Annotated in this window: 18 protein-coding genes; 11 read left to right on the top strand and 7 right to left on the bottom strand. The window is 63.9% G+C overall.

The features are described from left to right. Positions 1-546, top strand: a 546-nt coding sequence (locus tag AX703_RS26240) for a serine hydrolase (RefSeq protein ID WP_156452233.1), incomplete at its 5' end; no start/stop codon positions are given. A gap of 26 nt (positions 547-572) precedes the next feature. On the opposite strand, the gene AX703_RS26235 is transcribed toward AX703_RS26240, so the two are convergent. Together AX703_RS26235 and gyrA are read right to left on the bottom strand one after the other, a co-directional pair. Next, positions 573-926: a DUF952 domain-containing protein gene (locus AX703_RS26235; RefSeq protein WP_062348451.1), complete on the bottom strand. Its 354-nt coding sequence runs from the start codon at positions 924-926 to the stop codon at positions 573-575. Then, complete coding sequence (gyrA, locus tag AX703_RS26230) at positions 923-3,679, bottom strand: DNA gyrase subunit A (protein ID WP_062348449.1); 2,757 nt, start codon at positions 3,677-3,679, stop codon at positions 923-925. Before gyrA ends, AX703_RS26235 begins: the two co-directional genes overlap by 4 nt. A 317-nt stretch (positions 3,680-3,996) precedes the next feature. On the opposite strand from gyrA, the gene AX703_RS26225 reads away from it, so the two are divergent. Further along, complete coding sequence (locus AX703_RS26225) at positions 3,997-5,307, top strand: lipopolysaccharide assembly protein LapB (RefSeq protein WP_039331032.1); 1,311 nt, start codon at positions 3,997-3,999, stop codon at positions 5,305-5,307. Between the two features lie 75 nt (positions 5,308-5,382). Here the strand turns inward: AX703_RS26225 and AX703_RS26220 are convergent, their stop codons facing one another. Continuing rightward, entirely contained in the window at positions 5,383-6,033 is a 651-nt protein-coding gene (locus AX703_RS26220; protein ID WP_039331031.1) for a carbonic anhydrase, read from the bottom strand. 66 nt (positions 6,034-6,099) lie between these two features. On the opposite strand from AX703_RS26220, the gene lipA reads away from it, so the two are divergent. Together lipA and AX703_RS26210 are read left to right on the top strand one after the other, a co-directional pair. Further along, positions 6,100-7,038 carry a lipoyl synthase gene (gene lipA / locus AX703_RS26215; RefSeq protein WP_039331029.1) on the top strand — a complete coding sequence of 313 codons (939 nt, stop codon included), beginning with the start codon at positions 6,100-6,102 and terminating at the stop codon, positions 7,036-7,038. Between the two features lie 7 nt (positions 7,039-7,045). Next, positions 7,046-7,507: a type II toxin-antitoxin system RatA family toxin gene (locus AX703_RS26210; protein WP_062348447.1), complete on the top strand. Its 462-nt coding sequence runs from the start codon at positions 7,046-7,048 to the stop codon at positions 7,505-7,507. Here AX703_RS26210 and AX703_RS26205 read toward each other — a convergent pair. From AX703_RS26205 to AX703_RS26195, 3 genes are read right to left on the bottom strand one after another with little or no spacing between them, the layout of a single operon-like run. Continuing rightward, positions 7,468-7,971 (bottom strand): CinA family protein, encoded by a 504-nt coding sequence (locus tag AX703_RS26205; protein ID WP_156135681.1) that lies wholly within the window; start codon positions 7,969-7,971, stop codon positions 7,468-7,470. The genes AX703_RS26210 and AX703_RS26205 overlap by 40 nt on opposite strands. Before the next feature lie 9 nt (positions 7,972-7,980). Continuing rightward, positions 7,981-8,532 (bottom strand): hypothetical protein, encoded by a 552-nt coding sequence (locus tag AX703_RS26200; protein ID WP_156452232.1) that lies wholly within the window; start codon positions 8,530-8,532, stop codon positions 7,981-7,983. Between the two features lie 20 nt (positions 8,533-8,552). Next, positions 8,553-9,713, bottom strand: coding sequence for a bifunctional 2-C-methyl-D-erythritol 4-phosphate cytidylyltransferase/2-C-methyl-D-erythritol 2,4-cyclodiphosphate synthase (locus AX703_RS26195; protein WP_062348441.1), 1,161 nt, complete (start codon positions 9,711-9,713; stop codon positions 8,553-8,555). A 103-nt stretch (positions 9,714-9,816) separates the two neighbouring features. Here AX703_RS26195 and dusB point away from each other — a divergent pair, with 103 nt between their 5' ends. The 7 genes from dusB to hflX all read left to right on the top strand — a co-directional run bounded on the left by dusB (position 9,817) and on the right by hflX (position 19,236). Then, positions 9,817-10,860 (top strand): tRNA dihydrouridine synthase DusB, encoded by a 1,044-nt coding sequence (gene dusB / locus AX703_RS26190; protein WP_062348439.1) that lies wholly within the window; start codon positions 9,817-9,819, stop codon positions 10,858-10,860. After that, positions 10,857-11,972 carry a nitrogen regulation protein NR(II) gene (locus AX703_RS26185; RefSeq protein WP_062348436.1) on the top strand — a complete coding sequence of 372 codons (1,116 nt, stop codon included), beginning with the start codon at positions 10,857-10,859 and terminating at the stop codon, positions 11,970-11,972. Before dusB ends, AX703_RS26185 begins: the two co-directional genes overlap by 4 nt. Next, positions 11,972-13,411, top strand: a complete 1,440-nt coding sequence (locus tag AX703_RS26180; protein ID WP_062348435.1) for a sigma-54 dependent transcriptional regulator — start codon at positions 11,972-11,974, stop codon at positions 13,409-13,411. Before AX703_RS26185 ends, AX703_RS26180 begins: the two co-directional genes overlap by 1 nt. Positions 13,412-13,551: 140 nt before the next feature. Then, entirely contained in the window at positions 13,552-15,726 is a 2,175-nt protein-coding gene (locus AX703_RS26175; RefSeq protein ID WP_062348434.1) for an ATP-binding protein, read from the top strand. Positions 15,727-15,739: 13 nt separating this feature from the next. Then, on the top strand, positions 15,740-17,125 hold the full coding sequence (locus tag AX703_RS26170) for a sigma-54 dependent transcriptional regulator (protein ID WP_062348433.1): 1,386 nt from the start codon (positions 15,740-15,742) through the stop codon (positions 17,123-17,125). Positions 17,126-17,314: 189 nt separating this feature from the next. Beyond that, complete coding sequence (hfq, locus tag AX703_RS26165) at positions 17,315-17,890, top strand: RNA chaperone Hfq (protein WP_082013224.1); 576 nt, start codon at positions 17,315-17,317, stop codon at positions 17,888-17,890. Further along, positions 17,887-19,236, top strand: coding sequence for a GTPase HflX (gene hflX, locus AX703_RS26160; RefSeq protein ID WP_062348432.1), 1,350 nt, complete (start codon positions 17,887-17,889; stop codon positions 19,234-19,236). The genes hfq and hflX overlap by 4 nt, the downstream gene beginning before the upstream one ends. Here hflX and mazG read toward each other — a convergent pair. Beyond that, positions 19,213-19,998, bottom strand: coding sequence for a nucleoside triphosphate pyrophosphohydrolase (gene mazG / locus AX703_RS26155; protein WP_062348430.1), 786 nt, complete (start codon positions 19,996-19,998; stop codon positions 19,213-19,215). The two genes, hflX and mazG, sit on opposite strands and share 24 nt — an antisense overlap. Positions 19,999-20,011 lie beyond the last annotated feature (13 nt).

Genomic DNA, 20,011 nt, shown 5'->3' with positions numbered 1-20,011 from the left:
ACATCCTTCACACCGCGTCACTCAACCGAACAGGTGCGCGGAATTTCGCGCTTACACCTGATCGGCGTGCTCGTGAGTTCGGCCACCGGCAAGTCATTGTCTGCCTATTTGCAGGAGAAGGTCTGGCAACCTGCCGGAATGGAAGCCGAGGCGACGTGGCTGTTGGGGAAGACCGGGCTCGAGATCGGTGGTTGCTGTCTGCAGGCGGCGACACGCGATTACGCAAGGTTCGGCCTGTTCGTGCTGAACGGGGGCAAGGGGCGCGATGGCAGGCAGATCGTGCCGTCGGACTGGTTCGCACAGGCGACGACCAAGCAGAAGGATATCGGCCGGGCAGGGCGCGGCTATGGCTTCCAGTGGTGGACCAATGACGATGGCACTGTCGCCGCCCAAGGCATCTTCGGCCAGGGCATCTTCATTGACCCCAAGCGCAAACTGGTGATTGCCAGCAATTCGGATTGGCCGCGCGCCAACGCCGGACCACAGCCCGAGGCGCGCGAAAGCTTCTATCGGAAAGTTCAGGCCTTGATCGACGCGGGCAACTAGAGCGGTTTCCGCCCTAGCCCAGACGGTCAGCTTGCGATCGGCAACCTGACCGTTCCGTCCTGATCCCGCTCCATCGGAGAATAGGCGACGACTGCATTCAACGGCAGATCGCCGTAGATATGCGGGAAAAGCTGGCCGCCGCGCGACGGCTCCCACTTTACCGCAGAGCCAAGTGCGGCGAGATCGACGGCGGCGACGTGGAGATCGTCCTGCCCTGCGAAGTGCTTGTCGACGGTTTCGGTCAGCTGCGCCTCGGTCGACAGGTGGATGCAGCCATCCGCCAGATCGACCGCGGCACCCTTGAACACGCCGTCCGCTTCAAGCTGCGCCATCTGCGGGCCGGTCAGGACCTTGTAGGCGAGGAGGGGGAGGTCAGTCATTCGGCGGTGCCGTCTTCCGGTGCGGCAGGTGCTGCGCTTTCATCGCCGCTGCTGGGCTCGGTCGTCTCGGCATCCTCGCCTTCGCCTTCGGCAAGACGCACGGCGCTGACGACATGTTCGTCGCCCGAGACGTTGAACAGGCGGACGCCCGCCGAGCCGCGACCGATCACGCGAAGCGAATCGAGCGGCAGGCGGATCAGCTTGGCCTGATCGGTGACGAGCATGAGCTGGTCGGCCTGCGTCGCCGGGAAGCTGGCCACGACCGGGCCGTTGCGGGCAATGTTGTCGATATTGGTGATGCCCTGACCGCCACGTCCGGTGCGGCGGTATTCATAGGCCGAGGACATCTTGCCGTAGCCATTGGCGCAGACGGTAAGGATGAACTGTTCGCGTGCCTGAAGTTCGGCATAGCGCTCGGCCGACAAGGCCGGTTCGCCTTCCTTCTCGCCCTTCCAGGGTGCGAAGCGGACGTAGTCCTCGCGCTCGTCAGGCGTGGTGCCGACGCGGTGCAGGATCGACAGCGAGATGACCTCGTCGTCGCCCTTGAGCGTCATGCCGCGCACGCCGGTGGAGGTGCGGCTGGTGAATTCGCGCACTTCGTCGCCTGCGAAGCGAATGGCCTTGCCGGCGCGGGTGGCGAGCAGCACGTCGTCGGTTGCTTCGAGCAGGGCGACGCCGATCAGGCGATCTTCGCTGTCTTCATCGAACTTCATCGCGAACTTGCCGTTCGACGGAATGTTGGCGAAGGCATCCATCGAGTTGCGGCGGACATTGCCCTTGGCCGTGGCGAAGACGACCGAAAGCTTGCCCCATTCCGCCTCGTCTTCCGGCAGCGGCAGCACGGTGGCGATGGTCTCGTCCTTGTCGAGCGCCGGAAGCATGTTGATCACGGGGCGGCCACGCGTGGTCGGCCCGCCTTCGGGCAGGCGCCAGACCTTGAGGCGATAGACCTTGCCCGCAGTCGAGAAGAACAGGACCGGAGTGTGGGTGCTGGTGACGAACATCGTCGCCACGGCATCCTCGTCCTTCGTCGCCATGCCCGACCGGCCCTTGCCGCCCCGGTTCTGGGCGCGGAAGGTGGAGAGCGGCGTGCGCTTGATATAGCCGTCAAGCGTGATGGTGACGACCATGTCCTCGCGCTCGATCAGGTCTTCGTCCTCGATGCCATCGGCAGGCGCGGTCAATTCCGAGCGGCGCGGCGTGGCGAAGGCCTGACGGACTTCGAGCAGTTCCTGGCGCATGACGCCGTAAAGCTTCACGCGGTCAGCCAGGATCGAGAGGTATTCGGCAATCGCGGTGGCGAGGCCTTCGAGTTCTTCGCCGATCTCATCCCGGCCCAGCGCGGTCAGGCGGTGGAGGCGCAGGTCGAGGATGGCGCGGACCTGGATTTCGGACAGGCGATAGGTGGCAGCATCGGCCACGCCGATGTCTTCGATGGCTTCGACCAGCTTGATGTACTGCGCGATCTCGCCCATCGGCCATTCGCGGGCGAGCAGGGTTTCGCGCGCCGTGGCGGGGTTCGGCGAGCCACGGATGATGCGCACGACTTCATCGAGGTTGGTCACCGCGATGACGAGGCCGAGCAGGATATGCGCCCGGTCGCGCGCCTTGTTCAGTTCGAACTTGGTGCGGCGGGTGATGACCTCTTCGCGGAAGCGGACGAAGGCTTCGATGATGTCCTTGAGGTTGAGGACTTCCGGACGGCCGCCACGGATGGCGAGCATGTTGGCCGGGAAGCTCGACTGCGCAGGGGTGTTGCGCCAGATCTGGTTGAGGACGACTTCGGGCGTAGCATCGCGCTTGAGATCGATGACGACGCGCACGCCTTCGCGGTTGGATTCGTCGCGAATGTCGGAAATGCCCTCGATCCGCTTGTCCTTGGCGGCTTCGGCGATCTTTTCGACAAGGCCGGACTTGCCGACCTGATAGGGGATCGAGGTGAGCACGATCGAGCGGCGATCGCCCCGGCCTTCCTCGATCTGGTGGCGGGCGCGCATGATGATCGAGCCGCGGCCTTCATGGTAGGCCTTGCGGGCGCCCGCGGTGCCGAGGATCAGCGGGGCAGTCGGGAAGTCCGGCCCTGGAATGATCTGGATCAGCTCGTCGATCGAGATCAGCGGGTTGTCCATGTAGGCAAGGCAGCCGTCGATCACTTCGCCGAGGTTGTGCGGCGGAATGTTCGTGGCCATGCCGACGGCGATGCCACCCGCGCCGTTGACCAGCAGGTTGGGGAAGCGCGCGGGCAGGACCTGCGGCTCATGCTCCGACCCGTCGTAGTTCGGGATGAAGTCGACCGTGTCCTTCTCGATATCGCCGAGCAGCGAATCCGCGACCTTGGCAAGGCGCGCTTCGGTGTAGCGCATCGAGGCCGGCGGATCGGGGTCCATCGAGCCGAAGTTGCCTTGCCCATCGATCAGCGGCAGGCGCATCGACCAGTCCTGCGTCATGCGCGCAAGGGCATCATAGATCGCGGCGTCGCCGTGCGGGTGATACTTGCCCATGCAATCGCCGACGATACGGGCGGACTTGCGATAGGCCTTGGTCGAGACGAAGCCGTTTTCGTGGCTGGTCCACAGGATGCGACGGTGGACCGGCTTCAGGCCATCGCGCACATCGGGCAGCGCGCGACTGACGATCACGCTCATCGCGTAATCGAGGTAGCTGGTCTTCATCTCGTCGACGATGTCGATCCGCTGGAACTCGCCTTCCGGGGCGGGGACTGGGGGGTCGATGATCGTGGTGTCGTCGCTCACGGGAACTGCTTTTCGTTATAGCTACAAGGGATGAAAGATGGCCCTAGGCCAATTGCCGCACGATAGCCAGCAATCGGGCCACGGTGGGCCTGAAACGAAGCCGGTTTTCCACACCTGCGACCAGATGCATGAATATTCGGACGAGACGCCATTCAAATGGCGTTCACCGTGAAAAGGATAGTGCGCAAACCGTTGCCAAGGGCCCAATTCCGCGCCACTAGCGGGATCGACCAGAGGTGAGAGGACACCGGGGTGCGAAGGTGTCGGGGCAGGGTCGCTTCCGCCAGACGCATCCGGTCGAACAGGAGACGATTTCTATGCGTGCTACTTTCGGACTGATTGGCAAGACGGCGATGGCCCTCGCGCTTTCGGCCGGCGCACTGTCGGTCACGTCGACCGCGGCATTCGCCAAGGAAAAGGAAGCCAAGGCCGAGAAGGCCAGCTACTCGAAGGAATTCGTGGCCGCTGCCGGCCCGATCCAGAAGACCGTGACCGCGCTTGATGAAGCCAAGAAGAAGGGTGCCGATGCCGCTGCGCAGAAGGCGCTGCTGGCCAACGCTCCGGCTGAACTCGCTGCTGCCGAAGCTGCGATCAAGACACCGCTCGACCGCATGGCGGCAGGCGGCTGGGCTGTCAGCATCGGCGGTACGCTGAACGACATCGCGATGCGCCAGCGCGGCATCCAGAACATGCTCGACAGCGGGCAGGTTCCGGCAGCGAACGTGACCGAGTACCAGTTCTACCTCGGCAACTTCGCCTATTCGAACAAGGACTACGCCACCGCCGTCAAGGCGCTGACCCCGGTTGTCCAGGCGAACTACAAGGACGATACGGCAGCCGAGCTGCTGGCGGACTCGTACTCGCAGCAGGGCCAGAACGCTGAAGCGCTGACCGCGCTGAAGATGGCACTGGATGCGCGCAAGGCAGCCGGTGCCGAAGTGCCCGAAGGCTGGTTCAAGCGTGCAAACCTGATTGCCTACAAGAACAAGCTCGGGCCGCAGGCGATCGAATGGTCGACGCTGATGGTGGAAAACAACCCGACCCCGCTGAACTGGCTCGGTGCGGGCCAGCTGGTTCGCGAGTTCAGCCAGTTCACCAACCAGGAGTCGTTGGACTTGGGCCGTCTGCTGATGCGTTCGGGCGGTTTCCAGAACGATCCGAAGTACGTCGAGCGCGAATACGTCGAGTACATCGAAGCAGCTGACCCGCGTCGTCTGCCGGGCGAAGTGCTGAAGGTTGCCAACATGGGCGTGCAGGCCGGCGTGCTGAAGGCGAACGATGCTTTCGTCACGGACGCCATCTCGCAGGCCAAGGGCCGCATCGCGCCTGACAAGGCCTCACTCCCGGCGCTGGACAAGGAAGCCCGCGCTGCCAAGGACGGCAAGAGCCCGATGGCCATGGCCGATGCGTATCTTTCGTACGACGAAGCCGCCAAGGCGGAAGAGTTCTACAAGATGGCCATCGAAAAGGGTGGCATCGACAAGGACCGTGCCCTGACACGCCTCGGCATCGCGCAGCTCGACCAGGACAAGTTCGCTGACGCCAAGGCGACCTTTGCCCAAGTCGGCGGCGCCCGTGCAACGCTCGGCCGCCTGTGGCTGGCTTTCGCCAACACCCAGGCAAAGTAAGCCTGAGGCTTCTGGCAAACGAAAAGGGCGGCCTTCGCAGGCCGCCCTTTTTTGCTTCTGGAGCGATTGCCGTGGTCAGTTGACCGGAGCGAATGCTCCGCTGGGTTCGTCCAGCACATGCAGCACGCCGTCTGAAATCGCGAAGAATGCACCGCGAAGCTTGAGCTCGCCGCTCGCCTCCTTGCGGCGAACGCACGGGAATGTGCGCAGGTTGGCAAGGCTGGCACGAACGCCGGCCTGCTCCATCGCCCGCTCGGCTTCATGTCCTTCGGTCCCGAAGTGCGAGACGACGTCCTCTCGTGCATCGTCGAGCAGTGAAATCCAGTCAGCCACAAAGCCGCCTTCACCCGGCTCAGTGCCCTTGAGGCTCTGTGTCAGGGCCGCCTTGCAGCCGCCGCACATGCCGTGGCCCATGACCACGACTTCCTTGACCTTCAGCACCTGTACCGCGAATTCCAGCGCCGCCGAAACGCCGTGATGGCCGGGATTGGTTTCGAACGGAGGCACCATAGCCGCCACGTTGCGGACCACGAAGATTTCGCCCGGATCGACATCGAAGATCTGTGCCGGATCGACCCGGCTATCGGAGCAGGCAATGATCATCACCTGCGGTTCCTGACCCTCGCGCAGTTCGCGCCAGCGCTCAAGTTTCGGGGTCCAGCCGCTTTCGCGGAAGCGGCGATAGCCTGCAATGAGGCGGTCGAGTTCGGGAGATGCCTGGGTCATGGCCTGAGCTAATGACCACATAGATTGGGTCTTTCAAGTGCTGGCGTAACGGCTTATCTGGGCGCCATGACCGAACCGGCCCAGAATCTCCGCCCCGAACGCCAGCGCAAGCCCGACTGGATCCGCGTCAAGGCTCCGACCAGCAAGGGCTATGGCGAGACTCGCGCCCTCATGCGCGAACTCGGGCTGAACACCGTGTGCGAGGAAGCGGCCTGCCCGAACATCGGCGAATGCTGGACCAAGAAGCACGCCACGGTGATGATTCTCGGCGAGGTCTGCACCCGCGCCTGTGCGTTCTGCAACGTGAAGACCGGGATGCCGCGCGCTGTCGATCCGATGGAGCCAATGAACGTGGCGACGGCTGCGGCGAAGATGGGGCTTGAGCACATCGTCATCACCTCGGTCGACCGGGACGACCTGCCCGACGGCGGTGCCGGCCACTTCGTCAAGGTGATCAAGGCTCTGCGCGAGCTCACACCCAACACCACGATCGAGATCCTGACGCCCGATTTCCGCAACAAGATGGAAGCGGCCGTCGAATCGATCGTCGAGGCGGGGCCGGACGTCTACAATCACAATCTCGAGACGGTCCCCCGCCTCTATCCGACGATCCGTCCAGGCGCGCGCTATTATGCGTCATTGCGTCTGCTCGAGCAGGTCAAGCGCCACGATCCGCGCATCTTCACCAAGTCGGGCATCATGCTGGGCCTTGGTGAAGAGCGCCTCGAGGTTCACCAGGTCATGGACGACATGCGTTCAGCGCAGATCGACTTCCTGACCATGGGACAATATCTGCAGCCGACGCCGAAGCACGCCAAGGTGATCGATTTTGTTACGCCGAAGGCATTCGAGGCGTATGGCTCGATCGCGCGCGCCAAGGGCTTCCTGCAGGTTGCGGCGAGCCCGCTGACCCGTTCCAGCTATCACGCAGGCGACGATTTCCGCGCGATGCGCGCCGCGCGCGATGCCCAGTTGGCCAAGGCTGCTGCCAAGGTCGGAATGTAGGCCTGACTTGCCGAGAATTACCGAAACCCGGACGCTGCAATGGTCGGCCGAACAGATGTTCGACCTTGTTGCCGACGTGCGTCGTTATGCGGAGTTCCTGCCGTGGGTGGTCGCCACCCGGATCAAGTCCGATAGCGAAAGCGAGATGATCGCCGACATGCTCGTAGGCTTCAGTGCACTGCGCGAGAAGTTCACCTCGCGCGTGGTCAAGGACCGACCGCGGTCGATCAAGGTCGAGTATATTGACGGCCCGCTCAAGCGGCTCGAGAACGACTGGACGTTCCGGGAAGGGCCCGACGGGGGGTGCGTGATCGACTTCTGCGTCGATTTCACGTTCCGCAGCGCGATCTTCGAAAAGCTCGCCGGGCAGTATCTCGACGCGGCGTTCCGCAAGATGGTCGCCGCGTTCGAGAAGAGGGCCGAGCAGCTTTACGGCAGCAAGAGTTCCAGCGCGGTGAGCGTCGCCTGAAAGCGCACTTCGGCGCGCGTGCTGGCGCTGTCGAACAGTTTGAGCTCCGCGTTGGTTGCTTCGGGGTCCTCGCCGCGCTTGGCGCAGGCAAAGACGACGGTGCCGACCGGCTTCTGTTCCGAACCACCATCCGGCCCGGCCACGCCCGTGATGGCCACGGCGACATCGGCCCCGGACTTCTTGAGCGCCCCTTGCGCCATCGACCACGCGACGGCGATCGAAACTGCACCGAAGGTATCGATGAGATCTTCCGAGACGCCGAGAAGCTGGTTCTTGGCCTCGTTCGAATAGGTCACGAAGCCGCGATCGAGCACGGCGGAGCTGCCGGGGACTTCGGTAAGGGCCGCAGCGACAAGCCCGCCGGTGCAGCTTTCGGCTACCGCGACCTTGCGGCCGAGGGCGGCATTCTCGGCAATCACGCGACGTGCAAGATCGCCAATTTCTTCAGGAAGCAGGCTTTCCATCGGCATTGATCAGGCCGCCGGCTTGCAGATCGGGAACGACGAGGCTTTGCCGGGCTTCGGCTTGTCCGCCATGACCAGGATGAAGGTCACCAGCTCTGCCGTGTTTTCCGGCGGAAGTGGCGAGAGAATGCGCACGCCGCGTTCGATAGCAGTGCACTGATCGGGCTTGATCTCGCCGCTGACCATTTCGCTGACCATCGCCTCGACGAAGGGCTGAATGGCGTTGTCGGGCAGGTTCTGCATCATGTCCGCCATCTTGGCGTCCTTCGAACCGCCAAGCTTGAGGAATGCGGATTTGGCGAGCGGCCAGTTCTGATCCTTGCGCGCGGCATAGCGGTTCAGGAATTCGCTGCCCCGGGTGGCGAAGTAGCCATTTGCGGCAAGGTGCGGCTTGCAGCCCTTCATCGTGCCGTCGATGACCGAGGGCAGGGCGTAGCCGACCAGCGCGGTCACTTCGCTTTCACTGAGACAAGGCGCCGTTGCTGTTGCGGCCTGCGCCATCTGGGCCTGCATGAGCGCTGCACCTGCAAGCGCGCCGAAAAGAATACGGGAAGAGACCATAACGTCTTTGCTCCTGCGGATCAGCGGGGGACGACCGTCGCCACCGCTTGTGCCGCGATACCTTCGCCCCGGCCGGTAAGGCCGAGGCGTTCCGTAGTCGTCGCCTTGACCGAGACGGCACTTGAGTCAATCCCGAGAATCCGGGCAATCGCCTCACGCATCGCGAACTTGTGCGGCCCGATCTTCGGGGCCTCGCAGATAATCGTGACATCCACGTTGCCGATCTCGTACCCGCCTTCCCGGACGAGACGTGCAGCGTGCGCGAGGAAGCGGTCGGACGATGCGCCTTTCCACTGCGGGTCGGATGGCGGGAAGTGATCGCCGATATCGCCCATGGCCACGGCGCCCAGCAGCGCATCGACCAGTGCATGGATTGCAACGTCGGCGTCCGAATGGCCGGACAGCCCCTTGCTGTGCGCGATCTTCACGCCACAGAGCCAAAGCTCCTCGCCCTCGACCAGGCGATGCACGTCAAAGCCCATGCCGGTGCGGGGCAATCGGGTCATGTCCTGTTCCTCGAGGTCGGCGGCGAAAGTGATCTTGCGGAGCGCTTCATCGCCATTGGCAAGCAGCACATTAATGCCGGCTGAGGCGGCAACCTGTGCATCGTCGCCCGCGTCGGGTTCGCCGGTCCACGCCTGGTGCGCGGCGAGGATTGCGGCGTAGTCGAAGGCCTGCGGTGTCTGGACGCGGTAGAGTTCCTCGCGAATGACCTTTTCCGCCATCGCGTGGTCGGCGCCGCGGATCATGCTGTCGACCACGGGGAGGACCGGGATCGCGGCGAGGCCACGGTCGAGAGTGCCTAGAAGTGAAGCGATCACGGCCTGTGGCAGCGCTGGGCGTGCCGCGTCGTGGATCAGCACGCGCGCGGGCGCGTCGTGCTGCAGTGTTTCCAGGGCGAGGCGGACGGATTCCTGCCGCGTGGCGCCGCCGTGCGTGAACCTGATGCCGGGAAGGCCCGAAAGCGCCTGCGCCGCCTCGGCCTCAAAGCTCTGTGGTATGGCGACGACGATCGGGGCGATGCCCGCTTCCACCAGGGCTTCGACCGAATGGCGGACGAGAGGCTTTCCGCGCCATGCGACGAACTGCTTGGGCACGCTGCCGCCGGTGCGCGAGCCCTTGCCCGCGGCCACGACGACGGCGGCAACCGGCCCGGTGCGGGAGGGAAGGGGATCGCTCATTCGCGGCGCCTCTACCAGCGCTTGGGGCGGATGAGCAACCGTCTTGCCGTTTCACCTGTAATCGACTAAGCGCCTGCCTGTTTTTTAGGCAGATTTGATCCCGATGTCCGATGCTCCCGTCCCGCCCGTGCTCAAGCCCATCCAGGTCGGCCCTGTAACGGTCGATTGCCCGGTCGTGCTCGCACCGATGACCGGGGTTTCGGACCTGCCGTTCCGCACAATCGTGCGTCGCTTCGGCTCGGGTCTCAACGTGACCGAGATGATCGCCAGCCCAGCTGCCATCCGCGAGACGCGCCAGTCGATCCAGAAGGCAGCCTGGCATCCGATGGAAGAACCCGTTTCGATGCAGCTGGTCGGCTGTGACCCGGCGCAGATGGCCGAAGCGGCGAAGCTGGTCGAGCAGCAGGGCGCGGCGATCATCGACATCAACATGGGCTGCCCGGTGCGCAAGGTGGTGAACGGCGATGCCGGTTCCGCACTCATGCGCGACATCCCGCTCGCCACACGCCTGATCGAGGCAACGGTCAAGGCGGTGAAGGTGCCGGTGACCGTGAAGATGCGCATGGGTTGGTGCCACGACAGCCTGAACGCGCCCGAACTCGCGCGGATTGCCGAAGACATCGGTGCGAAGATGATCACGGTCCACGGCCGCACCCGCAACCAGATGTACAAGGGCAATGCCGACTGGGGTTTCGTGCGCAGCGTGAAAAACGCGGTGTCGATCCCGGTCATCGTCAATGGCGATATCTGCGGGATCGAGGACGTTGCCGCCGCGATCGAACAGAGCGGTGCCGATGGCGTGATGATCGGGCGCGGGTCCTACGGGCGGCCGTGGCTGCTCGGCCAGGTCATGCACTGGCTGGAGACGGGCGAGCGCCTGGCCGATCCAACTCTCCCCGAACAGTATGCGCTGATCGTCGAACACTACGAGGCGATGCAGGAGCACTACGGGACGGTCACCGGGGTCAACATGGCTCGCAAGCACATCGGGTGGTACACCAAGGGCCTCCACGGTTCGGCCGATTTCCGCAACAAGGTCAACTTCATCGACGACCCCAAGGCGGTGCTCGCCAACCTGGCCGACTTCTACAAGCGCGCGATCGAGCACAGCCTTTCGGCACAGGTGGGGCAGCGCGCGGCGGCATGAGCTTGCTGCCCGACTGGCGCAGGACCGAGCCCGGGCAGAAGCCCGATCCCAAGCGCGTCGTCGCCAGCCTGCCGCTCGCCCTGTTGCAGCTCGATCCGGAGCTGGTGGTGGCTTCGGTCAACCCCGCCGCCGAGCAACTGATGGGCCAGAGCTACCGGCGCCTGGTCGGCAAGTCCGTGGCGGAACTGTTCGAATTCGAGGAACCGCTGATCCTCGAGCGTCTGGCCGATGGCGAGGCGAACCTGTTTGCACGCGGCGTGGGCGTGCGGATCATGGGGCAGCCGGTGCGCACGTTCGACGTGATGACGAGCCCGGTGACCCATTGTCCGGGCTGGCAATTGCTGATGCTGCACGAAGGCGTCGGCGTCGAGGCGCTGACCGGCGACGGGCGAGGTGCGGGCGGCGGCGAGGGCGTGGCCCTGCGTGCGCCGGAAGTGCTGGCGCACGAGATCAAGAACCCGCTTGCCGGCATCCGCGGCGCGGCGCAGCTTCTCGACCGCAAGCTGAGCGAACGCGACCGGGCAATGACCGGGCTGATCACGGCCGAGGTCGACCGGATTGCCAAGCTGATCGACCAGATGCAGTCGCTGTCGCGGCGCAGTGCCGAGCCGGCGCAGGAGTGCAACCTGCATGAGGCCGTTCGGCGCGCCGAGGCGGTGCTGGTGGCCGGGCACCCTTCGAACGTGGTGATCGAGGAGGAGTTCGACCCATCGCTTCCCCCGGTGACAGCCAATGCGGATTCGCTGGTGCAGGTCCTGCTCAACCTGTTGAGCAACGCGCGGGAAGCCTGCCAGCACCAGCTGCAGCCGCGAATTTCGGTGCGTACGCGCTTTGCCAGCGGCATCCAGCTGCATGTCGGGCCGGGCGGAAAGCCGTTGCGCCTGCCGATCGAGCTGCGCGTGTCCGACAATGGTCCGGGCATCGACCCAAAGCTGCGCGATCACATCTTCGAGCCGTTCGTGACCGGCAAGAAGAGCGGGCAGGGCCTTGGCCTTGCGCTGGTACAGAAGCTGGTGCGCGAGATGAACGGGCGCATCACGCATGACCGGGACGAGGCCAATGGCCTGACCCATTTCCGTATCCACCTCCCCGTTGCCGGATCGGTGCCCTGATGACCAAGCGCGTTCTTCTGGTCGAGGACGATGCTTCGATCGCCCTCGTCATCACTGCCGCCCTTGAAGCCGAAGGCTTCGACGTGGATCACTGCGATTCGGTGGCCGGGCGTGACCGGCATCTTGCGGGCGCCGACTACCGCCTGTTGCTGACCGACGTGATGCTGACCGACGGCGACGGGATCGAAACGCTGGGATCGGTGCGCGATGCACATCCCTCCATGCCGATCATTATCCTTTCAGCGCAGAACACGCTGGATACGGCGGTGCGCGCCAGCGAGACCGGAGCGTTCGAATACTTCCCCAAGCCCTTCGACCTTGAGGAACTGGTCCGCACGGTCACGCAGGCCATCGGCAAGGCCGAAGCCGCCGAGATCGACGTGCCGCAGGACGTCACGCAGGGCCTTCCGCTGGTTGGCCGGAGCGCCGCAATGCAGGCGGTCTACCGCATGATAACGCGGGTCTTGCGCAACGATCTGACCGTGCTGATCCTGGGCGAATCCGGGACGGGCAAGGAGCTTGTGGCTGAAGCGATCCACCAGCTCGGCAATCGCCGGTCCGGGCCCTTCGTGGCCGTCAATACCGCTGCCATCCCCGCCGAGCTGATCGAGAGCGAGCTGTTCGGCCACGAGAAAGGTGCATTCACGGGCGCAGTTGCCCGCTCGATCGGCAAGTTCGAACAGGCGAGCGGTGGCACATTGTTCCTCGATGAAATCGGCGACATGCCCATGCAGGCCCAGACGCGCCTGCTGCGCGCCTTGCAGTCTGGACGGATCCGTCGCGTTGGCGGGCGTGACGAGATCACACTGGATTGCCGGATCGTCGCCGCCACCAATCGCGATCTCCTGCCGATGATTGCCGCAGGGACGTTCCGCGAAGACCTTTACTATCGCCTGGCCGTGGTGCCGATCGAGCTGCCATCGTTGCGAGACCGGGCAGACGACATCGAGGCTCTCGCCCGCCATTTTCTGGCGAATGCCGCAGCCGAAGGCCTGCCTCGCCGCCAGTTGACCCAGTCCGGCGCCGAGCTTCTGTCGCGCCAGCCGTGGCGGGGCAACGTGCGCGAACTGCGCAACTTCATCTATCGGCTCGCCCTGCTGGCACGCGACGAGATCATCGACGCCACTGCGATCGAACCCTTGCTTGTTCACGCTGAAGGCAGCTCAGCGGCTCAGGAACTGCAGCACACGACCGAGTCTGCTCAAAGCGACATCGCCGTGGCTGTAGAGCATTGGCTTTCGAGCAACAGTCCGGCACCGGGAGACGTCTATGACGCAGCGCTCGCCGCATTCGAACGCCCCCTGTTTGCAGCGATCCTCAGCCAGACCGGTGGCAACCAGCTGCGCGCTGCCCAGATCCTCGGCATAAATCGCAATACGTTGCGGAAGCGGCTGTCCGAGCTTGGCATTATTGCGGAGGACTTCGCCCTGCGCGACTGATGGTTTGCGACACTTATCGTCCACCGCCAGACACTCGTCGGTTTCCTCTTGCATTTCTGCAACAGTGGTGTTGTGACCATGCAACGATGATGCAGGAGTCTAGAGTCACGGTCCGCAGGATGCCGCGATGGGTGCGGCGAATGGCCGTCGGCCTGCGCCGCGCAAACGTGTTCTTCCTGCTCGAAGTGGCGGCCTCTACGGTCCTTGCGTTGATGCTGGCAGTCAGCTGGCTGACGGTCACCGGCAGCGGCAGCGAAGGCCAGATCCTGCCTTCGCGCCTCACGTCAAGTCTTCTGATCGGAACGCTTGTCCCGGCCATGGCCCTCCAGATACTGTGGGGCCGGAGACTGGCAATCAGACGCGCCGCGCAAAGCGTGCTTGGATCGAGCGGGCGCCTCCACGTCCGCCTGGTCTGGTTGTTCTCGCTGATCGCAGCAATCCCGACGCTTCTGGTCGTGATCTTCGCCTCTTTCCTGTTCCAGTCCGGCGTCGAATTCTGGTTCTCTGACAATTCCCGCGGAATGCTGGAGAATGCAAACAAGCTCGCGCGGGGCTATTACGAGGACAAGCTGCGCGACGTCGGCAACGAAACGGTCACCATGGCTGGTGACATTCGCGATTACCTCGACCAGGCGCCGATCACCTCAACCGAATTTGCCGAAGGGTACTCCTTCCAGGTTCTCAGTCGCCAGCTCAACGAGTCCGCCATCCTCGAACGCGCGGGCGACGGCACGCTTCGCACTGCCGCCATAGTCGATCCCGAAAAGACCGACCGCCAGCAGCGCGTGACGCAGGCGGATCTGAAACGTCTCGATGCCGGCGAAGCCGTGGTCGTCCGCGCATCGGCCGAACGGATCGAGGCGGTAACGCCCATCGATAAGGCCCGAGGCATCTATCTCTTTGCCGCGCGGACGTCGAACGCACTTGCGCTCCAGCAGTGGGAGCGAGCGCAGACCGTGCTCAAGTCCTACGACATGCTGACGACGCGGGCGAGGGCACTGCAGTTGCGCTTCAACCTCGCCCTGTTCGGTGTCAGCCTCGCACTGGTAGGGGTAGCAGTATGGGCAGCTCTGCGCTTTGCCGACAGGCAGGTGGCACCGCTTGCCGAACTGGTTTCCGCAGCCCGAACCATCGGTAGCGGAAATTTCTCGATGCGCGTGGCGCAGAGCAGCGGGACCGATGAGGTCGGGCTGCTGGCGCGTGCCTTCAATCGCATGACCCAGCAGCTCGAAGGCCAGACGCAAGCTCTCGTTACCGCCAATGCGCAGCTCGAGGTGCGACGCGCGTTCATCGAGGCCGTTCTGGAATCGATCACGGCGGGCATCGTGTCGATCGGGCGCGATGGCGCGGTTCAGTTGATCAACTCCTCTGCACAGCGCGTGCTTCTTGCGGACGCGGCCCAGAACCCGATCGGCCGTCCCCTCGCGGAAGTTTCGCCGGTTTTCGCGCAGCTCGTGAACTCGGGTCAGCCCAACAACGTGATCCAGTATCCGCTCGATGGTGACCTGCGCACGCTGGCGGTGCGCGTCGTGCAGGACAGCAACGGTCACGTCATCACTTTTGAGGACATTACCCGGCAACTGCTCGATCAGCGTCGCGCGGCTTGGTCGGACGTGGCCCGCCGCATCGCCCACGAGATCAAGAACCCGCTGACACCGATCCAGCTGGCAACCGAACGTCTGCGCCGCCGTTATGGCCGCCAGATCGAGAATGATCCCGAATTGTTCGAGGAATTGACCAGCACCATAATCAGGCAGGTCGGCGATCTGAGGAAGATGGTGGACGAATTTTCCTCGTTCGCCCGGCTGCCCAAGCCTGTCTTCCGGGCCGAGGACGCCAGCGACCTCGTCAGGCAATCCCTGTTCCTGCAGGAAGTGGCGCATACCGGGATCGATTTCAGCTTCGCCTGCGATGCCGCGTCGATGCCGTTGCAGTGCGATCGCCATCAGTTCGGTCAGGTGATGACCAATGTTCTGAAAAATGCCGTCGAAGCCATTGAAACGCGGGCAAAGAGCGAGGACGTCGATTACCGTGGGCGCGTGGCGGTGACCCTGGCCGGCGACCACGACACGGTGACCGTCAGCGTCACCGACAATGGCATCGGGCTTCCAGCGGAGCGCGAGCGCATTCTCGAACCGTACATGACCACCCGGGAGAAGGGCACTGGCCTGGGCCTCGCCATCGTTCACAAGATCGTCGAGGAGCACGGCGGCGAAATGGCCTTCACCCCCGAGCCGGGCGGAGGGACACGCGTGACCATGCGCTTTGCCCGCGACCCGCTTTCCACATCAAGCGCAATGGCTGAACAGGACTGACAGGACCCAAGCAATGGCACTCGATATCCTCATCGTAGACGACGAACGCGACATCCGCGAACTGGTCGCAGGCGTTCTCTCCGACGAAGGCTATGGCTGCAGACTTGCGGCGGACAGCACCTCGGCACTTGCCGCGATCGACGAGCGTCGGCCCAGCCTTGTACTGCTGGACGTCTGGCTGCACGGCAGCCCGATGGATGGACTGGAAGTCCTCGACGAGATCAAGAAGCGCGAGCCAGAGCTGCCCGTCATCATCTTCTCAGGGCATGGCAACATTGACACAGCCGTTTCCGCGATCAGCCGCGGGGCCATGGATTTTCTCGAAAAGCCCTTCGAGGCCGAGCGCCTGCTGCTGCTGGTGGAACGGGCGACCGAGACCGAGCGCCTGCGCCGTGAGAACGCCCGCCTGCGCCAGGGTTTTGCCATGGCCGAGGAGTTCACCGGCAACAGTTCGGCGATCAACCAGGTGCGCGCGACACTCAAGCGCGTTGCCAACACCGGTAGCCGCCTGCTGATTACCGGCCCGGCCGGTTCCGGCAAGGAAGTTGCGGCGCGCCTGCTCCATTCCTGGAGCCCGCGGGCGCAGAGCCCGTTCATCACCGTCAATTCCGCCCGCATCACGCCCGAGCGCTTTGAACAGGAGCTGTTCGGAGAGGAAATCGACGGCAAGCTGGTGAGGGCGGGGTTGCTCGAGATGGCGGACGGGGGAACGCTCTTCCTGGACGAAGTGTCTGACATGCCCGCCTCCAGCCAGGCACGTATCCTGCGCGTGCTGACCGAGCAGTCCTTTGCAAGGGTCGGCGGCCACCGTCAGCTGCGGGTGGACGTCCGCGTGGTCTCGTCCTCGTCGCGCCCGCTGGAAAAGGAGATCGCCGAAAGGCGGTTCCGCGAAGACCTCTATTACCGGCTGAACGTGGTGCCGGTTGCCATTCCGTCGCTGATCGACCGGCGCGACGACATTCCGCCGTTGGTGGACCACTTCTTCGCCCGGTACGCCAGCGAACAGGGCGTGGCGCCGCCTGCAATCTCGCCCGAGGCGATGGCGGCGCTGCAAAGCTATGACTGGCCCGGCAACGTGCGCCAGCTTCGCAACGTCGTCGAACGGACGGTGATTCTGGCACCGCGTGACCGGTTGGCGCGGATCGACTCGGACATGTTGCCGTCAGAGATCGTCAGCACTCCGATGGGCGGAGAGTCTGCAGGTTCTGCCCTGATGGGCGTGCCACTGCGCGAGGCGCGGGAGAATTTCGAACGCGAGTATCTGAAGGTCCAGATAAGGCGGTTTTCAGGAAATATTTCAAAGACTGCGAGCTTCATCGGCATGGAACGCTCGGCCCTGCACCGCAAGCTCAAGCTGTTGGGAATGGCGGAGCGTCGGGAGGATGAGGACGACGAATAATCGCGCGACAGATTGATTTCGCGCGTGTGAATACGCATTAATTCGGAACCCTGTGCAATTTCCCATGTTTACGGAACGCGCGGGGGGACATAAACTCGTCAATGAACCCGGCCAGAGTGCGATCAGCACGAAGGCCAGATCGCGAAGGCCCCCGCAGGGCTGAGCCAATAGAAAACGGAGTCACGTGAAATGACCGGAAAGACCTTGTCTGCCCGCCCTCGGCCCAAGCCCGAACCCGCTCCAGTCGCGGAAGCTTCGGCACCGGTAACCGGCCCGAGCGGAGGTAAGGGGCAGAACCTTCAGGACCTTTTCCTCAACCACCTGCGCAAGAACAAGATCCCTGTCACGATGTTCCTCGTGAAGGGTGTCAAGCTGCAGGGCATCGTCACGTGGTTCGACAACTTCTCGATCCTGCTGCGCCGCGATGGCCAGTCGCAGCTGGTCTACAAGCATGCGATCTCGACGATCATGCCCGGGCAGCAGCTTTCGGTTGCGCACTTCCAGACGGGTGGTGAGGAAAACGGCAAGAAGGCCCGCTTGCTGCAGGAAGTGTTCCTGTCCAGCGTGCGCGATTCCGGCGTGCAGGTGACGATGTTCCTCGTGAACGGCGTCATGCTGCAGGGCAAGGTCGCGTCCTATGATCTCTTCTGCATGCTGCTCGAGCGCGAGGGTTACGTACAGCTCGCCTACAAGCATGCCGTTTCGACAATTCAGCCTGCCGGTCATGTTGATCTCACCGGCGACTGGGATGGTGAGGATTCCTGAGTACTTTTGAATTTGGCAACAACACCGGCGAAATAGCCGGTGAAGTCACCCGTGGCGCGCGCGCCGTTGTCGTCCTCCCCGATATCAAGCAACGGGGAGGGGGGCTTGGCTCGGATGCGGAAAGCCGCCTCGAAGAAGGGCAGGGCCTCGCCCGCGCCATCGGCATCGAAGTGGTCGATGCCTTCATTCTGCCGATCCGCGCCGTCCGCCCCGCCACCCTGTTCGGTGAGGGGCAGGTGGAACGCATCGGCGTGGCCTGCAACCAGTCAGACGCCGAACTGGTCATCGTCGACGGCTCGCTGTCGGCAATCCAGCAGCGTAACCTTGAGGAAAAACTCAAGCGCAAGGTCATCGACCGGACCGGCCTGATCCTCGAGATCTTCGGCGAGCGTGCGGCAACTGCCGAGGGGCGGCTGCAGGTCGAACTGGCGCATCTCGATTATCAGGCCGGGCGACTGGTGCGATCATGGACACACCTTGAGCGTCAGCGCGGTGGCTTCGGCTTCCTTGGTGGCCCGGGCGAGACCCAGATCGAGGCGGACCGTCGCCAGATCCGCGGACGCATGGCGCGGCTGCGCAAGGAACTGGAACAGGTCCGGCGCACGCGCGGACTCCACCGCGAACGGCGGCAGCGAGCGCCCTGGCCGGTGATTGCTCTGGTGGGCTACACCAATGCCGGCAAGTCCACGCTGTTCAACCGCCTGACAGGCGCTGACGTCATGGCGGAAGATCTCCTGTTCGCCACGCTTGATCCGACGATGCGGGCAATCCGGCTGTCGGGCGTCGAGAAGGCCATCCTGTCGGACACCGTGGGCTTCATCTCCGAGCTGCCGACGCAACTGGTCGCGGCCTTCCGCGCCACGCTCGAGGAAGTCACGGCGGCGGACGTGATCGTGCACGTGCGCGACGTTTCCAATCCCGCGACGGCGGATCAGAAGGCTGAAGTCGAACAGATCCTCGCCGACCTTGATGTGATCGGGGAAGGGGGCTCGAAGATCCCGATTGTCGAGGCGTGGAACAAGTGGGACCTGCTGACTGCCGAAGAGCAGGCGATGCGCCGGGACCTCATTGCCGCGCGCATTGCCGAAGTTCCGGTGGTGCCGATCTCGGCCTTGACCGGCGCGGGTGTGGATGCGCTGCTCGAGCAGCTGGGCCAGATGCTCACCGGCGGGGCGCAGATGCTGGAGTTTACGATTCCTTTGTCAGACGGTCAGCGCATTGCCTGGCTGCACGCCCACGGCGATATCCTGGAGGAAGCCGAGGCGGAAACTGCGGGTGGCGATCCGGCGCTGCGCATCAAGGTGCGGTTGACCCAGCGTGAGCTAGGCCGTTTCACCGCGCTCTGACGCTTTCACTGCCTGCCAAAGCTCTTCCTGCTGGTCGAGGGTCAGCTGCGCAAAGCGGCCCTCGGCCAGTTGCTCCATGCCCCTGAAGCGCCGCTCGAACTTGGCGTTAGCCTGGCGCAGCGCTTCTTCCGGCGCGACGCCGTGCTTGCGCACAAGGTTGACCGCCGCAAAAAGCAGGTCACCGGCTTCCGCAACGCGCTCAGAGTCTGAGGAAGCTTCTGCAAGCTCTTGTATCTCTTCATAAACCTTGGCAGCTGCGCCGGATGGGTCGGGCCAATCGAAGCCTTGCCTGACAGCGCGCTTCTGGAGCTTTTCGGCCCGCATCAGCGCCGGAAGCGCCAGCGCTACGCCGTCCATGGCACTGGTCGCCCCCTTTGACCTGCGTTCAGCGGCCTTGGCGCACTCCCAGCGGTCCTCACGCGACTGGCCTTCGTCAGGCTCGTTGCCAAACACATGAGGATGGCGTGCTTCCATTTTCGCGGAAATGGCTTCCGCCACGTCCTCGAACGAGAACAGACCGAGTTCTTCGGCCATGCGTGCATGGAACACGACCTGAAGCAACAGGTCGCCAAGTTCTTCCTTCAGCGCGGCCATGTCGTTGCGGGCGATGGCATCATCGACTTCGTAAGCTTCCTCGATAGTGTACGGCGCGATCGTTGCGAAAGTCTGCGCGCAATCCCATTCGCAACCGCGCGCCGGATCTCGCAAGCGGGCCATGATGGCTAGGAGCCGCGATAGATTGGGCGTGGCAGCTGCGCTCATGGTATTTTCCCGG

The organism is Novosphingobium sp. CCH12-A3 (genome assembly GCF_001556015.1).
GTDB classification, from domain to species: Bacteria; Pseudomonadota; Alphaproteobacteria; order Sphingomonadales; family Sphingomonadaceae; genus Novosphingobium; species Novosphingobium subterraneum.
The sequence above is the reverse complement of the archived record's forward strand: the minus strand, read 5'-3'. Positions and strand labels throughout refer to the sequence as shown.

Coding starts and splice junctions, on each gene's coding strand:
- AX703_RS26235 (WP_062348451.1), bottom strand. CDS start 926: ATGACTGACCTCCCCCTCCTCGCCTACAAGGTCCTGACCGGCCCGCAG.
- AX703_RS26225 (WP_039331032.1), top strand. CDS start 3,997: ATGCGTGCTACTTTCGGACTGATTGGCAAGACGGCGATGGCCCTCGCG.
- AX703_RS26220 (WP_039331031.1), bottom strand. CDS start 6,033: ATGACCCAGGCATCTCCCGAACTCGACCGCCTCATTGCAGGCTATCGC.
- lipA (WP_039331029.1), top strand. CDS start 6,100: ATGACCGAACCGGCCCAGAATCTCCGCCCCGAACGCCAGCGCAAGCCC.
- AX703_RS26205 (WP_156135681.1), bottom strand. CDS start 7,971: ATGGAAAGCCTGCTTCCTGAAGAAATTGGCGATCTTGCACGTCGCGTG.
- AX703_RS26200 (WP_156452232.1), bottom strand. CDS start 8,532: ATGGTCTCTTCCCGTATTCTTTTCGGCGCGCTTGCAGGTGCAGCGCTC.
- AX703_RS26195 (WP_062348441.1), bottom strand. CDS start 9,713: ATGAGCGATCCCCTTCCCTCCCGCACCGGGCCGGTTGCCGCCGTCGTC.
- dusB (WP_062348439.1), top strand. CDS start 9,817: ATGTCCGATGCTCCCGTCCCGCCCGTGCTCAAGCCCATCCAGGTCGGC.
- AX703_RS26185 (WP_062348436.1), top strand. CDS start 10,857: ATGAGCTTGCTGCCCGACTGGCGCAGGACCGAGCCCGGGCAGAAGCCC.
- AX703_RS26180 (WP_062348435.1), top strand. CDS start 11,972: ATGACCAAGCGCGTTCTTCTGGTCGAGGACGATGCTTCGATCGCCCTC.
- AX703_RS26175 (WP_062348434.1), top strand. CDS start 13,552: ATGGCCGTCGGCCTGCGCCGCGCAAACGTGTTCTTCCTGCTCGAAGTG.
- AX703_RS26170 (WP_062348433.1), top strand. CDS start 15,740: ATGGCACTCGATATCCTCATCGTAGACGACGAACGCGACATCCGCGAA.
- hfq (WP_082013224.1), top strand. CDS start 17,315: ATGACCGGAAAGACCTTGTCTGCCCGCCCTCGGCCCAAGCCCGAACCC.
- mazG (WP_062348430.1), bottom strand. CDS start 19,998: ATGAGCGCAGCTGCCACGCCCAATCTATCGCGGCTCCTAGCCATCATG.